Source organism: Streptomyces sp. NPDC048018, assembly GCF_043202995.1.
In the GTDB taxonomy this organism is placed as follows: domain Bacteria; phylum Actinomycetota; class Actinomycetes; order Streptomycetales; family Streptomycetaceae; genus Streptomyces.
Window position 1 is genome coordinate 298,394 of the sequence record NZ_JBIDBK010000005.1, and the last position, 13,507, is coordinate 311,900.

At 70.8% G+C, this 13,507-nt stretch carries 12 protein-coding genes, 1 tRNA gene and 1 pseudogene; 6 read left to right on the forward strand and 8 right to left on the reverse strand.

The genetic code is table 11. From position 1 onward, the window contains the following. The first annotated feature begins 77 nt into the window (after positions 1 to 77). The 3 genes from ACGF1Z_RS21270 (at position 78) to ACGF1Z_RS21280 (ending at position 4,567) form a co-directional block, all read left to right on the forward strand. Positions 78 to 599 carry a sugar transferase gene (locus ACGF1Z_RS21270; RefSeq protein ID WP_393006201.1) on the forward strand — a complete coding sequence of 174 codons (522 nt, stop codon included), beginning with the start codon at positions 78 to 80 and terminating at the stop codon, positions 597 to 599. Between the two features lie 162 nt (positions 600 to 761). Further along, on the forward strand, positions 762 to 3,017 hold the full coding sequence (locus ACGF1Z_RS21275; RefSeq protein ID WP_393006203.1) for a (Fe-S)-binding protein: 2,256 nt from the start codon (positions 762 to 764) through the stop codon (positions 3,015 to 3,017). A 689-nt stretch (positions 3,018 to 3,706) separates the two neighbouring features. Continuing rightward, positions 3,707 to 4,567, forward strand: a complete 861-nt coding sequence (locus ACGF1Z_RS21280; protein WP_393006205.1) for a Yip1 family protein — start codon at positions 3,707 to 3,709, stop codon at positions 4,565 to 4,567. 191 nt (positions 4,568 to 4,758) lie between these two features. Here ACGF1Z_RS21280 and ACGF1Z_RS21285 read toward each other — a convergent pair whose 3' ends face one another. Beyond that, complete coding sequence (locus tag ACGF1Z_RS21285; protein WP_393006207.1) at positions 4,759 to 5,256, reverse strand: phosphoribosyltransferase; 498 nt, start codon at positions 5,254 to 5,256, stop codon at positions 4,759 to 4,761. 13 nt (positions 5,257 to 5,269) lie between these two features. Continuing rightward, positions 5,270 to 5,845 carry a dCTP deaminase gene (gene dcd / locus ACGF1Z_RS21290; RefSeq protein ID WP_393006209.1) on the reverse strand — a complete coding sequence of 192 codons (576 nt, stop codon included), beginning with the start codon at positions 5,843 to 5,845 and terminating at the stop codon, positions 5,270 to 5,272. Between the two features lie 403 nt (positions 5,846 to 6,248). Between dcd and ACGF1Z_RS21295 the strand changes: the two genes are divergently transcribed. Continuing rightward, a tRNA-Gly gene (locus tag ACGF1Z_RS21295) sits at positions 6,249 to 6,319 on the forward strand. A gap of 436 nt (positions 6,320 to 6,755) precedes the next feature. On the opposite strand, the gene ACGF1Z_RS21300 is transcribed toward ACGF1Z_RS21295, so the two are convergent. The 3 genes from ACGF1Z_RS21300 to ACGF1Z_RS21310 all read right to left on the reverse strand — a co-directional run bounded on the left by ACGF1Z_RS21300 (position 6,756) and on the right by ACGF1Z_RS21310 (position 9,130). Beyond that, positions 6,756 to 8,279 carry a flotillin family protein gene (locus ACGF1Z_RS21300; RefSeq protein WP_393006211.1) on the reverse strand — a complete coding sequence of 508 codons (1,524 nt, stop codon included), beginning with the start codon at positions 8,277 to 8,279 and terminating at the stop codon, positions 6,756 to 6,758. 70 nt (positions 8,280 to 8,349) lie between these two features. Next, a complete protein-coding gene (locus ACGF1Z_RS21305) occupies positions 8,350 to 8,859 on the reverse strand; it encodes a hypothetical protein (protein WP_393006213.1) in 510 nt (169 codons plus the stop codon). Positions 8,860 to 9,007: 148 nt separating this feature from the next. Next, positions 9,008 to 9,130, reverse strand: a complete 123-nt coding sequence (locus ACGF1Z_RS21310; RefSeq protein WP_393006215.1) for a hypothetical protein — start codon at positions 9,128 to 9,130, stop codon at positions 9,008 to 9,010. Between the two features lie 2 nt (positions 9,131 to 9,132). Here ACGF1Z_RS21310 and ACGF1Z_RS21315 point away from each other — a divergent pair, with 2 nt between their 5' ends. Continuing rightward, positions 9,133 to 9,552, forward strand: coding sequence for an SLC13 family permease (locus tag ACGF1Z_RS21315; RefSeq protein WP_393006217.1), 420 nt, complete (start codon positions 9,133 to 9,135; stop codon positions 9,550 to 9,552). A gap of 7 nt (positions 9,553 to 9,559) precedes the next feature. Here the strand turns inward: ACGF1Z_RS21315 and ACGF1Z_RS21320 are convergent, their stop codons facing one another. The 3 genes from ACGF1Z_RS21320 to ACGF1Z_RS21330 all read right to left on the reverse strand — a co-directional run bounded on the left by ACGF1Z_RS21320 (position 9,560) and on the right by ACGF1Z_RS21330 (position 12,217). After that, on the reverse strand, positions 9,560 to 10,612 hold the full coding sequence (locus ACGF1Z_RS21320) for a PucR family transcriptional regulator (protein WP_393006219.1): 1,053 nt from the start codon (positions 10,610 to 10,612) through the stop codon (positions 9,560 to 9,562). Between the two features lie 323 nt (positions 10,613 to 10,935). Continuing rightward, complete coding sequence (locus tag ACGF1Z_RS21325; protein ID WP_393006221.1) at positions 10,936 to 11,370, reverse strand: hypothetical protein; 435 nt, start codon at positions 11,368 to 11,370, stop codon at positions 10,936 to 10,938. Positions 11,371 to 11,581: 211 nt separating this feature from the next. Next, positions 11,582 to 12,217, reverse strand: coding sequence for a TetR/AcrR family transcriptional regulator (locus tag ACGF1Z_RS21330; RefSeq protein WP_393006223.1), 636 nt, complete (start codon positions 12,215 to 12,217; stop codon positions 11,582 to 11,584). Positions 12,218 to 12,344: 127 nt separating this feature from the next. On the opposite strand from ACGF1Z_RS21330, the pseudogene ACGF1Z_RS21335 reads away from it, so the two are divergent. Beyond that, positions 12,345 to 13,282 (forward strand): annotated as a pseudogene (locus ACGF1Z_RS21335) (alpha/beta fold hydrolase). The last annotated feature ends 225 nt before the right edge of the window (positions 13,283 to 13,507 follow it).

Here is a 13,507-nt window from a genome sequence, read left to right on the forward strand (position 1 = left end):
GTCGTTCCCCGCCCCGGCACCCCGCGCGTGAGAGAGTCCGGGCATATCCCATGATTCTCGCCGGAAGGTGGAGGCGCATGACGGCGAAGCGCGCGTTCGACATCGCGGGCGGACTCGTCCTCCTCACCCTGCTGTCCCCGCTGATCGCCGCCGTCGCCCTCTCCGTCACCCTCGGAACGGGCGGCACGCGCGCGGGGAGCACGGCCGGACCGCTGCGCCGCCGCCCGGTCGCGGGTCTGGGCGACCGGACCTTCACGATGCTGACCTTCCGCACGAAGAGCCCGCTGGCGAACCTGCCGCTGCTGTTCCATGTCGTCCGCGGCGAGATGTCGCTGGTCGGACCGTGCCCGCTGGCGCCCGGACACCGGGAGAGCAGGGGGGACGGGCGGCGCCGGCTGTCCGTACGGCCGGGGATGACGGGGCCGTGGCAGGTCAGCGGGCGTTCGGAGCTGCCCTGGGAGGAGCGCGAGCTGCTCGATCTCCACTATGTGGACCACCACTGGCTCGGCATGGACCTGGTGATCCTGGCGCGTACCCTGCCAGCAGTCCGTAAACGACTCCACGCGCCCCGCGCAGCCCGTACGGCAAGGGTTGCCTGAGCGACACAGATCACCGTGGGCTCCGCTACAGTGCGCGGCCGCTACCCGGTAATCTCGTCACGGACTGAATAAGTTACCGCTTAGTAGTGCCACACTCGACAGTGCCCGGAGCACTGGCGGGTGCCGGTGCTCCGCCTCGCAGGCCCGCCCGAGGAGCCCCTCATGCAACTCGCCGCGATCGTCGTGTCGATCGTCATCACGGTGGTAGCCGTCGCGCTGTTCGGCCGCGCCATCGCGCAGATCTACCGCTTCGTGCGGCTCGGTCAGCCGGTGCCCGCGGGAACGCGCACCGGCGACCCGACGCAGCGCACCGTCACCCTGGTCAAGGAATTCCTCGGCCACACCCGGATGAACCGCTGGGGCGTCGTCGGCGTGGCGCACTGGTTCGTGGCGGTGGGCTTCTTCTCCCTCCTGCTCACGATCGTCAACGCCTTCGGTCAGCTCTTCCAGGCGGACTGGCTCATCCCGATCATCGGCGACTGGCTGCCGTACGAGATCTTCACCGAGTTCCTCGGCCTGATGACCGTCCTCGGCATCGTCACGCTGATCGTGATCCGCCAGCTCAGCAAGCCCACCAAGGCCGGCCGCAAGTCCCGCTTCGCGGGCTCCAAGACGGGCCAGGCCTACTTCGTCGAGGCCGTCATCCTCATCGTCGGCGTCTGCATCATGACGCTGCGCGCGCTCGAGGGCGTCCAGCACCACGTGACCGGCTGGGAGCCGGGCTTCTTCGCCTCCTACCCGCTGATCGCCCTGCTCGACGGCGCCGACCTGGGCACGATCCAGAACCTCACGTACTTCTTCGCGGCGCTGAAGATCGTCACGTCCTTCACCTGGATGATCACGGTCTCGCTGAACACCAACATGGGTGTCGCCTGGCACCGCTTCCTGGGCTTCCCGAACATCTGGTTCAAGCGCAACGCCGACGGCTCCACCGCCCTCGGCCCGCTGCAGCCGATGACCTCCGGCGGCAAGCCGATCGACTTCGAGGACCCGGGCGAGGACGACGTCTACGGCGTCTCCCAGGTCGAGCAGTTCTCCTGGAAGGGCATCCTCGACTTCTCCACGTGCACCGAGTGCGGCCGCTGCCAGTCGCAGTGCCCCGCCTGGAACACGGGCAAGCCGCTCTCCCCGAAGCTCCTCATCATGTCGCTGCGCGACCACGCGCACGCCAAGGCGCCGTACCTGCTCGCGGGCGGCGGCAAGGACATGGAGGGCAACGAGAAGGCCACCGAGGAGCAGCTCAAGGACGTCCCCGCGGCGGCGATCGCCGAGGCCGAGCGCCCGCTGATCGGCACCGCCGAGGAGAACGGCGTCATCGACCCGGACGTCCTGTGGTCCTGCACCACCTGCGGCGCCTGCGTCGAGCAGTGCCCGGTCGACATCGAGCACATCGACCACATCGTCGACATGCGCCGCTACCAGGTCATGATCGAGTCCGCCTTCCCGTCGGAGGCCGGCACGATGCTGAAGAACCTGGAGAAGAAGGGCAACCCCTGGGGTCTGGCCAAGAAGCAGCGCGTCGAGTGGACCAAGGAGGTCGACTTCGAGGTCCCGATCGTCGGCAAGGACATCGAGGACCTCAGCGAGGTCGACTACCTCTACTGGGTCGGCTGCGCCGGCGCCCTGGAGGACCGCGCCAAGAAGACCACCAAGGCCTTCGCCGAGCTGCTGCACATCGCGGGCGTCAAGTTCGCGATCATGGGCGGCGACGAGAAGTGCACCGGTGACTCCCCGCGCCGTCTGGGCAACGAGCCGCTGTTCCAGCAGCTCGGCCAGGAGAACGTCGCGATGCTGAACATGGCGTTCGGCGAGGACGACGAGGACGAGGCGACGAAGAAGCCGAAGTCGGCGAAGAAGATCGTCTCGACCTGCCCGCACTGCTTCAACACGATCGCCAACGAGTACCCGCAGCTCGGCGGCGACTACGAGGTCATCCACCACACCCAGCTGCTCCAGCACCTCATCGACGAGGGCAAGCTGATCCCGGTGACCCCGGTCGAGGGCCTCATCACCTACCACGACCCGTGCTACCTGGGCCGTCACAACAAGGTCTACACGCCGCCGCGCGAGATCATGTCCGCCGTCCCCGGCCTGCGCCAGCAGGAGATGCACCGCCACAAGGAGCGCGGCTTCTGCTGCGGCGCCGGTGGTGCGCGGATGTGGATGGAGGAGCGGATCGGCAAGCGCATCAACACCGAGCGCGTGGACGAGGCGCTGTCCCTCAACCCGGACATCGTCTCCACCGCCTGCCCGTTCTGCCTCGTCATGCTGACGGACTCCGTCAACGGCAAGAAGAACGACGGCAAGGCCAAGGAGAGCCTCCAGGTCGTCGACGTGGCGCAGCTGCTGCTCGACTCGGTGAAGACCCCGGTCGAGCCGGAGCCGAAGCCGACGGAGGAGACGGAACCCGCGGTCTGACGGGTTTCGAACACGACATGCCGAAGGGCGGCCCCCGCGGAGACGCGGAGGCCGCCCTTCGGCGTCGGCGGCGCAGGGTCGGAGGCTCGGGTACGGCCGTACCGGGGCGGACGCTCCGGCCGTTCCGGGTCGGTCGGCGCCGCGCGCGAGCCGTAGCGGGTCGAAGGCTCCGCTCCGGCCGCACCCGGGGCGGGGACGCCCCGGCCGTTCCGGGTCGGTCGGCGCCGCGCGCCCGTCCCGCCGGCGTAGGGCGAAGCCGAGGCCGGTGGGACGGAGGAGGGCCATGCGACGCCCGTGCCGCCGAGAGCCCTCGCGGGGGTCACCGGAGGCGGCCGGGGCGTTCCCCGCCCGGCGCGGGCTCCGCGGGGCCCTGGGGGACCGCGGAGCGGGCCACGACGCCGGCGCCCGCCGCCGCGCGGTGCACTTCCGTACGAGCCTGCCGGCGAGCTCGTGGGCCCCGCCGTCGCCGCCCTGCCGAAGGGTGCCGACGCCGACGAGGCGCCGGCCGGCCCCGTATGAGCGTCACATCCGATTCGTCACGGCTTCCGCAAGACTCCGGCACGGCGTGGCCACCCCCGAGACCCCCGAAACCGCCCGAGACCCCCGAGACCCCCTAGGGGATGTCACAGCTCTGCCGCACTCTCCCGGCATGGCGCGAGGTCACAGCGGGAGCGGGTACGTTTCATGACGTGGCTGGATTCAGGAACGGACGCGGCCGGGCCGGTGGCCCCCCGCAACAACGACCGCAGCAGGCGCCCTACGGGTACAACGCGCCCCCGCCGCCGTACCCGCAGCAGCACCAGCAGCAACCGCGGCAGCAATGGGCTCAGCAGCAGGGGTACGGGGACGGGGAGCCGGAGTACTTCGGCGACCCGCACGCGCCGCAGCAGCACCCGCGGCAGCACTACGCCGCCAACAACCCGGGCCACACCCAGGTCTTCAGCGTCAACGACGACCCGTACGGCGAGCCGGCCGCGTACCAGGCCGGCGCCGCCCCGGTCCCCACGGGCCCCCGGCTACCCTGGAAGGGCCTCCTGAGCGGCATCGTGCTGCGTCCGGCAGACACGTTTCTGCGGATGCGGGACCACGCCGTGTGGGGCCCGGCGCTGGTCGTCACCTTCCTCTACGGACTCCTGGCGATCTTCGGCTTCGACAAGGCGCGCGAAGAGGCGATCAACGCCACCCTGTCGACGGCGGTCCCGTACGTCCTGATGACGGCCGTCGGCTTCGTCGTCGGCGGGCTGATCCTCGGCGCGGTCACGCACACGCTGGCCCGCCAGCTGGGCGGCGACGGCTCCTGGCAGCCGACGGTCGGCCTGTCCATGCTGATCATGTCGATCACGGACGCGCCGCGCCTGGTCTTCGCGCTCTTCCTGGGCGGCGAGAACGGCCTGGTGCAGGTCATCGGCTGGCTGACCTGGCTGGCGGCGGGCGCGCTCTTCACGGTGATGGTGAGCCGCTCCCACGACCTCCCATGGCCGAAGGCGCTCGGCGCGTCGGCGATCCAGCTGGTGGCCCTGCTGAGCCTGATCAAGCTGGGCACGCTCTAGGAACCCGTAGGTACACGCAGGGCCCCCACGGCGATGCCGTGGGGGCCCTGCTGCGTGCGCGGTCGTCCGGACGCCGGCGGCCGGTCAGGCACCCACCGGACGAGGCGTCCCGTCCGGGCGAGGCGGCCTCTCCGGGGCGGGCGTCCCGTCCGGGCGAGGCGGTCTCTCCGCGGCTGAGGCGCCCTCGGGGGTCAGGCGTCGAGGACCTGGCCCTCTCGCCGGACGACGGGCGGCTCGACGGACCACGGGAAGTTGATCCACTCGTCGGTCTTCTTCCAGACGTACTCGCACTTCACGAGCGAGTGCGACTTCTCGTAGATGACCGCGGACCGGACCTCGGCGACGTGGTCGACGCAGAAGTCGTGGACGAGCTTGAGGGTCTTGCCGGTGTCGGCGACGTCGTCGGTGATGAGCACCTTCTTGTCGCTGAAGTCGATGGCGTCCGGCACGGGGGCCAGCATGACCGGCATCTCCAGGGTCGTGCCGACGCCGGTGTAGAACTCCACGTTCACGAGGTGGATGTTCTTGCAGTCCAGGGCGTAGGCCAGGCCGCCTGCGACGAAGACGCCGCCGCGGGCGATGGAGAGCACGACGTCGGGCTCGTAGCCGTCGTCGGCGATGGTCTGCGCGAGCTCGCGGACCGCGCGCCCGAAGCCCTCGTACGTCAGGTTCTCGCGTACGTCACTCATGCCGGCTACCGCCTCACACCTGGGTCCGATGGAAGTTCATGAACGACCGCGAGGCCGTCGGCCCCCGCTGGCCCTGGTACCGGGAGCCGTACCGCTCGCTGCCGTACGGGAACTCGGCGGGCGAGCTGAGCCGGAACATGCACAGCTGTCCGATCTTCATGCCCGGCCAGAGCTTGATCGGCAGGGTGGCGAGGTTCGACAGCTCCAGGGTCACGTGCCCGGAGAAGCCCGGGTCGATGAAGCCGGCGGTGGAGTGCGTGACGAGGCCGAGCCGCCCGAGGGAGCTCTTCCCCTCCAGGCGGGAGGCGATGTCGTCCGGCAGGGTGATGACCTCGTAGGTCGACGCGAGCACGAACTCGCCCGGGTGCAGGATGAACGCCTCGTCACCCTCCGGCTCGACCTCACGGGTGAGGTCGATCTGCTCGACCGCAGGGTCGATGTGGGGGTACCGGTGGTTCTCGAACACCCGGAAGAAGCGGTCAAGCCTCACGTCGATGCTCGAGGGCTGCACCATGGATTCGTCGTACGGGTCGATGCGGACCCGCCCGGCGTCGATCTCGGCCCGGATGTCCTTGTCTGAGAGAAGCACGGTCCCACGATACGCAGAGGGCGCTGAGCTCCCCCAATCGGGAGAACCCGCGCCCCTTGTCGCTGTCCGCAGACGCTCAGCGCTTCTCGAGCTCCACCGGCACGGCATGCCGCAGCCGGGCGCACCGTGGACACCGGATGAGCCGCCCGGGCCCGATCCGCCCTGCCCCGAGTTGCTGCAACGGGAACGAAGCGGTGCTGAAAACGTGCCCCTCGGCACAACGGACGACGGTGCGCTCCATCGAACCCATCAAGTCCCTTCCCCGACAAGTGGTGGACGAGTCAGCCACATTAGGGGATCGGGGACGACACCCCGTGGAGGGCACTCCGGTCGAACGCGCTTCGCCCCGGATGCGGGATGGGGTACAGTGTGCAACGATGCCGCAGCGATCTTCCGCGGCTTTGCGGATGTAGTTTAATGGTAGAACATGAGCTTCCCAAGCTTATAGCGCGGGTTCGATTCCCGTCATCCGCTCTCCTACGAAGCCCCAGGTCAGAGACCTGGGGCTTCGTTGTTGTCTAGAGCTCTCAGCCCTCGCCGCTCCCTCCGCGTGCCCCACCTCCCGCGAGTGCTGACGGGAGGCCCTTTGGCGCGCCACACGCACCTCACGAAGGGGCCGCCGGACCGAATCCGCCTGCCGGCGGCTGCGTGATCAGCGTACGCGCGAGGGAGCGGGCCGGTCAGTTCCTCCATCGCGTCCCCCTCGGCGAAGCGCCGCACGACAACGTCTGTGTGCGGGCCAGACGGCCTCGGTCGACCACAAGATCTCGGGGTCACGGCAGCCAGTCCGGGCCGAATGTCGCCCTGTGGCCTGTCGACTGGTCCCTTCCGGCAGTTCAGGGCACCGATCGAGGTCTCGCCGCACCCCCGCCGGCGAGACCTCGATTCGTTGCCGCTGGTAGCTCGTATGTCAGTCGGTGATGGTGACCTTGCCGTCGGCCGAGAACCTCTCCGCGGCCGCCTCCGGCTTGTTCGCCGTCAGGCCCTTGAGGAGCTGGGCGAGGTCGACGCCGGTGGTGGAGCCGAGGAGTTCCATGCCCTGGGCGACGTTGTCGGCGACCGTGCGGGTGAGCTTGCTCGCGCCGTCGGTGGAGATGACGGTCATCCTGTCGATGGCGGACAGCGGTTCGGCGGCCTTGGCGACGACCTGCGGGAGCACCTCGACCAGCATCTGGATCTTCGCGGCGTCGCCGTAGCTCTCGAATGCCTCGGCCTTCTTCTGCATGGCCTCGGCCTCGGCCGATCCCCTGGCCGCGATGGCGGAGGCTTCGGCGGCGCCCTCCAGGCGGACGGCGTCGGCGATGGCGGCGCGGCGGGCGCGTTCCGCCTCACCGCGCTTGGCGCCCTCGATGGCCTCGGCCTCGGCGAGGGCGGAGCGGCGCTGCTTCTCGCCCTCACCCGTCAGTCGGGCCCGCTCGGCCTCTGCCTGGGCGGCGGCGATGGCCGCCAGGCGCTCGGCCTCGGCCTGCTTGACCCGGGCCACACGCTTGGCCTCGGCCTCCTGCTCGGCCTCGTAGCGGCGGGCGTCGGCGGGCTTGCGGACCTGGGTGTCGAGCTGGCGGTCGGTCAGGGCGGCCTGCCGTTCGGCGACCTTCTCCTGCTCGGTGAGGATCTGCTGCTGGCGGTCGGCGTCGGCCAGCGGGCCGGCGGCGTTGGCCTGGGCGGTGGCCGCGTCGGTCTCGGCCTTGATCTCGGCCTGGCGCAGGTACAGGGTGCGCTGCGCGACCGCGATCTCCTCTTCGGCCTTCAGCCGGGCCTGCTCGGCCGCCTGGCGGGAGTTGGCCTCGGCGATGTCCGCTTCCTGCCTGGCCCGGGCCGCCTCGGGGCGGCCGAGGTCCTCCAGGTAGGAGCCTTCGGTGGTGATGTCCTGGATCTGGAAGGCGTCCAGCACCAGGCCCTGCCCGGACAGGCTGGCCTCGGCCTCCTCGGCGACCTGCCCGGCGAAGGCGGCGCGGTCGCGGATGATGTCCTCGACCGACATCCGGCCCACGATCGCGCGCAGGGCTCCCGAGAGCACTTCCTGCGTGAAGCCGACGATGCCGTTCTGCTGCTGGAGGAAGCGCTGGGCCGCGGCGCGGATGGCGTCCTCGTTGCCGCCGACCTTGACGATCGCGACGCCTTCGAGGTTGGCCTTGATGCCGCGCAGCGTGACCGCGCCCCGGACGGCGATCGGGATGTGCCGGCTGGAGAGGTCGAGGGAGTAGCGCTGCTGGACGAAGGGGACGACGAAGACGCCGCCGCCGACGACGACCTTCTGACCGGTGTTGTCGGTGGATATCCGCCCGGTGTCGGGGTCGGTGGACTTCTTGCCCCGGCGCCCGGTGATGATGAACGCCTCGCTGGGACCGGCCACCTTGTAGCGGGTGACGACGACCAGGGCGAGCAGGACGAGAAGTACGACGACTCCCACGACCGCGATGACGACTGAACTCATGGTTGATCCCCCCTGCCCGCTCTCGGTCGAGGGGACAGATCGGTGGTGGATGAGAGAGCGAAACGGCCGGTCAGCGCTCGACGGCGCGGACGCTGACCGAGGAGGACGACGGCGTCGCCGTCACCCAGACCTCCGCGCCCCGGGCCAGTGGCCCCTCGGCGGTCGCGGCGTACTTGGCAGGCTGGCCACCGAGGCGTAGCAGCACCTCGCCGTAGCCGCCCGCGGGAATGTCGGTGACGACGGTCCCGGCCGAGCCGAGGAGTTCGGCGGGGCGCGGGGCGGTCCCGCTGCCGGCCCGGGCGAGGGCGCGGCTGAAGCGGTACGTCAGCCAGCCCGCGCCCGCACCGGCCACGGCTCCCGCGGCGGCTGCCGCTGCCGGCCCGAGGCCGGTGGCCCCGAGCACGATCGCCCCCGTGAAACCGAGCATCGAAACGAAGCCCGCGACCACCGGCAGCGACAGCCATCCGTCGAACAGTCCGTCCAGGGCGCCGTCGAAGACCCCCTCCAGCACCCCGTCGAACACCAGCGAACAGGCCAGCAGGGCGATTCCCCCGATGCCGAGACCTAGAAACAAGCCCATGAGCACCTCCCCGGTTGGCACGCGTTTGCGCCGGACAACGGCATCGTGCCAGCGCGACCGGCCGCCGCACATTGCCTGCTCTCGGCAATCTTTACGCCGCTTTAACGCAGCAGGGACGGCAGGATGCGGCCGGCGCTCGCCAAGACGGTCAGTGGCGGACCGGCCCGGAACCCAGCATGACCAAGCCGGTGACGAGGCAGGAGAGACCGATGACCACCGGAGCGAATCCGGCACCCGGCAGGGACCAGAAGGCGGCGCCGGCCAGAGCCATGGGTGCACCGAGGGCCACCATGGCGATGCCGATGCGGACTCGCCGGGCACCTCGCCGACATCATCGGCGGAGCCCAACTGGGCGGCACCATGCTCCTGCTGGGCGGTTCGGCCGTGCTGTCGGGAATCGTCGACAACATTCCCTACGTCGCCACGATGGCGCCCATCACCAGCGAGCTCGTCACCGACATGGGCGGTGACCCCGACCACGTCATGTGGTGGGCCCTCGCCCTCGGCGCCGACCTCGGCGGCAACGCCACCGCCATCGGTGCCTCCGCCAGCGTCGTCGTCCTCGGCATCGCCGAACGCAACCGCCACCCCATCGGCTTCTGGCAGTTCACCAGGTACGGGCTCGTCGTCACCGCCGTCACCATCGCCATCTCGGCCGTCTACCTGTGGCTGCGCTACTTCGCCCTCGCGTGAGGTCCGGTCATGACGTCGCGTCGGGCCAGCCCAGCAGCCGGGCGCCGATCACCGCGGTCTGGAGCGTGTAGCGGTTCACCGGATCCGCCGGGTCGGCACCGGTGAGGGTGTGGATGCGCTCCAGGCGGTACGTCAGGGCCCGTACGCTCAAAGACAGGCGGCGGGCGGTCTCCGTCGCCACGCAGCCGCAGTCGAAGTACGCGGTGAGGGTGTCCAGCAGCGGCCGGGGACCGCCGCGCGCCCCGCGGAGCGGGCCCAAGACGCTCTCCACAAGGTCGGCCATGGCTTGCCGATCACGGGTCAGGACGGGGTAGACCAGCAGGTCGGAGGCGTGCAGCACCGGTCCCTCCAGCCGCATGCGCTCGGCGAGATCGAGGGCGTTCAGTGCCTCCTCGTACGAGTGGACGACACCGCCAGGGCCCGGATGGGAGCGGCCGACGGCCACCCGTCCTCCGTCGGTGGCCGCGTGCGCCTGCTTCGCGAAGTACGCGAGGACGTCGGGCTGATCCCCCGGAGCCACACAGATCAGCCGGCCGTCCTTGGTGGCCAGCAGGATCTGCCGGTTCCCGAAGCGGCCCAGGACCGCCTCCTCGATACGGCGGGCCACCGGGTAGCCGTCGCCGTACGGTTCGGGGCCGGCGGCCACTGCCACCGCGTGCGCCTGGGAGAGCCGCAGTCCGAACCGCTCGGCCCGCTCGGCCAGCCGACCGAGCCCGCCGCGCCCGTACAGCAGGTCATCGATGAACTCGCGGCGTGCGGCCTCCTCCTGGCGGACCGCCTGGCGCTGGGCCCGCTCGTACCCCTCGACGAACGCATCCACCGCCTGCTCGACGACGGCCAGCAGCGGCCGGGACGCCGGTGCCGGCTCCACCCTCTGGGCGGCGGCCAAGTGGTCTCGTATCAGCTCCCGCAGCGGCAGTCCCGCTTCGGCCGCCCGCTCGCCGTCGGCCCGACGGGCCTCCAGCTCGGCACGGGTGAGACGGCGTCCCGTGGCACACGCGTCGCGCAGAATCCCGGCGTACCCCGCCAGTTGACTTCCCGGTGTCTCCCGGTCCGCCACGTCTTCCCCCGATCCCGATGCCCATGGCCCTTCACGCGTCCTTGACGCGACGACCAGGGTTTCACGGGCGCAGGGGTGGCCAGAGCCGCGGCATCGGTCAGGGGCCGGGGCTTCGGTCACCGCCGCCGGGCGGCGGTCCACACCGCGGCGGCGGTGGCCAGGTAACAGAACTCGGCACCCTGCCCGCCAGGTCGCCGCTCGTGGTGTCCAGACGCAGTAGCGGCGCCTCCCCTCCTGCGGAGGAAAGTGCCACGACGTGCCGGTAGGGGCCGTACACAGCGGTCTGAACGAAGGCCCAGGTCTGCGACCTGAACTTTCTTTCGTCAGTTTTCCGGGAGAGCGGGATTTCGCGGATCGTCGACGTCCACCGCGATGGCGAACCCCGCGGTCGAGCGGAAAGCAGCGATGCCGCCGGACAGCCGCATGCGATCAAACGGATTGGATGCGGCGAAGAACATGGCCCAGATCAGTGCGCGGTCGGGAGTCAGGCGGGCGATGAACCCCTCCGAACCGTACGAACTCTCGCCGCCCCACAGGAGTCCCCGCTCCCCCAGGTCCACAGCGGCAAGCCCGTCGACCGAGGACACCCGGGAAGGGTCGTCCAGCAGCCCCTCGTCGAGCGCGAACGGGGAGAGCACGGAGAAGCCGCTCGGCGCGGCGGGGTCGAGGGCGAGGTCGTAGGAGCGCCCGTCGGCGTAGTGGAGTGCGTCCTGGACGGGAAGCTCATACTTTTCCCACAGGCGTTCGATCACGGTCACTTCTCCTTCTCACCCTTTCCGTTGCGCACGCACCGTGGCCTTTCCTTGAGTCCGGCGGGGGGGTACCGGGTCGCCCGGTTCCTTTCCGTTCCGATGGACTGGCTGGGCTTTCTCAGGAGCCCGGGCCCCTCCGGTCGTCGAGCGTGGACGTGGACGGCCGGCGGGTGCCGTCGACGCCGCCGGGCGTGGTGCGCGGGCGTTTCGCGGGGTGTCAGGTCGGTTCCGTTTCGCCGTCGGACGTCTGGGCGGTCGCGAAGATCCGGTCCAGGTGGTGGTGGAGCACCGCGATCGCCGACTCCGGACTCCGCTGGCCCACGAGGATGCTGGTGCCCATGGCCGCCGCCATCGCCAGCAGGCTGATCGCCTCCGTGCGCGCGTCGGCGGCCGGGTCGGCCAGGCCCGAGCGCTGCGCCTGCTCCAGGAGTCCGGTCAGAGCGTTCTCCGCGGCGTCGGGGTTGTCGATGAAGGGCTGGGCGGCCAGCGCCTCGTCGGTCACCGACAGGATCGCGTACGAGCTGTACAGAAGGTGGAAGACGCGGCTCTCCTCGTCGGTCGGCAGCGAGGCCAGCAGCAGCGCCTCCGCCGTGGCGCGCGGGCCGGGGGCCGGGCCGGCGGCGGCCAGGCGGGCGTTCACCCTCCCGGTGAAACGGTCGGTCAGGTGCCGGAGGCCGTAGAAGAGCAGCTTCTCCTTGGTCTCGAAGTAGTACTGCACGAGCCGGAGCGATACGCCCGCCTCCGCGGCCACGTCCCGCATGCCGACCGCATGCAGACCGCGCCGCCCCGCGACCTGGATGAGCGCCTCGGCGATCTGGGCGCGCCGTTCCTCGTGATCCACGCGCTTCGGCATGTTCCCGTGTCTCCGCCTGTCGGTAGGGGGTTCGCGGCCCACGCCCCGAACGCCTTCATGATACCGCCGTACCATATTGATGATACGGTCGTACCACGAAGGACGGATCTTCACAGGAGGTGCCGCCGTGCCCGAGAACAGCGCCCGCGTACGCCGCGATGTCGGCCGCTACGTCAACGACACCCTGCGCGACCGGTACTTCGCCGCCGCCGAGGTGCTCTACGCGATGGGGGCACCGGTCCGCTCCGAGACGGACGTCGAGACGAGCTTCGGCACCACGCACGTCTACCGGTACGGCCCCCAGGACCCCGCCGGCGAGGCCCGCACCCCGATCGTCCTGATCCACGGCGCCGGATACTCCTCCGCGATGTGGTACCCCAACACCCCCGGCCTCAGCCTCGACCGCCCCGTCTACGCGCTCGACACCCCGGGCGACGCGAACCGCAGCGTCCACCGCGAGCCCATGTGGCAGCCCGAGCGCGCCGCCCAGTGGATGGACGAGGCCCTCGACGCCCTCGGCCTCGACCGGGTCCACCTGGTCGGCTCCTCCTACGGCGGCTGGCTGGTGCTCAACCAGGCCCACCGCCGACCCGGACGGCTCGCCTCCGTCACCGCCCTCGACCCCGGCGGGCTGGAGAAGGTCGGCCTGCGCTTCTTCGCCTGGGTCTTCGTGAGCCTGTTCGCCACCTTCGCCCCAAGGCGCTGCGGTCCCGGCTCGCCAGGTGGCTGGACCAGCCGGTCATCGCCGTCCCCGAGATGCGCAAGTGGATCCAGCTCGGCGCCCGCGCCTACCGGATCCGCCGCCCCGCACCCCTGCCGCTGACCGAGGACGCGCTGCGGTCCATCCACACGCCGCTCTACGTGATCATGGGCAAGCACAGCCTGCTCGTACACCCCAAGCGGCAGCTGGAGCGCGTGCCGCGCCTCGTCCCCGGAGCCCGCGCCGAGATCGTCACCGCGACGGGACACGGCCCGCAGATCGACCATCCGGACGTGGTCAACGCCCGGATGCTGTCCTTCATGGAGGACGTCGACTCCCTCGACCCCGCCGGGGCCGGCGCGTAGGGCCGCGGCAAGGGGAACGGCGCCGGCGGCGCCGGTTCCGCGCCACCACGTCCCGACAGGGGGCGCCCGGCAGGCGCACCCCGTCGCCGGGCAGGCGCATCTCGCGGGCGAGGAGGGCGATGACCTTCCACCGGTGTGCCGGGCCGCCGGAGGGGGCGGGGTGGTGCGGGCTTCGATGTGCGCGCCTCACACCGCCAGGTGCGGGGCCGGGACGGAGTGGGCGGT

Bases quoted from the DNA above. Each gene is read 5' to 3' on its own strand.
- ACGF1Z_RS21270 (WP_393006201.1), top strand. From the start codon at position 78: ATGACGGCGAAGCGCGCGTTCGACATCGCGGGCGGACTCGTCCTCCTC.
- ACGF1Z_RS21275 (WP_393006203.1), top strand. From the start codon at position 762: ATGCAACTCGCCGCGATCGTCGTGTCGATCGTCATCACGGTGGTAGCC.
- ACGF1Z_RS21285 (WP_393006207.1), bottom strand. From the start codon at position 5,256: ATGAGTGACGTACGCGAGAACCTGACGTACGAGGGCTTCGGGCGCGCG.
- ACGF1Z_RS21300 (WP_393006211.1), bottom strand. From the start codon at position 8,279: ATGAGTTCAGTCGTCATCGCGGTCGTGGGAGTCGTCGTACTTCTCGTC.
- ACGF1Z_RS21305 (WP_393006213.1), bottom strand. From the start codon at position 8,859: ATGGGCTTGTTTCTAGGTCTCGGCATCGGGGGAATCGCCCTGCTGGCC.
- ACGF1Z_RS21310 (WP_393006215.1), bottom strand. From the start codon at position 9,130: ATGGCTCTGGCCGGCGCCGCCTTCTGGTCCCTGCCGGGTGCCGGATTC.
- ACGF1Z_RS21330 (WP_393006223.1), bottom strand. From the start codon at position 12,217: ATGCCGAAGCGCGTGGATCACGAGGAACGGCGCGCCCAGATCGCCGAG.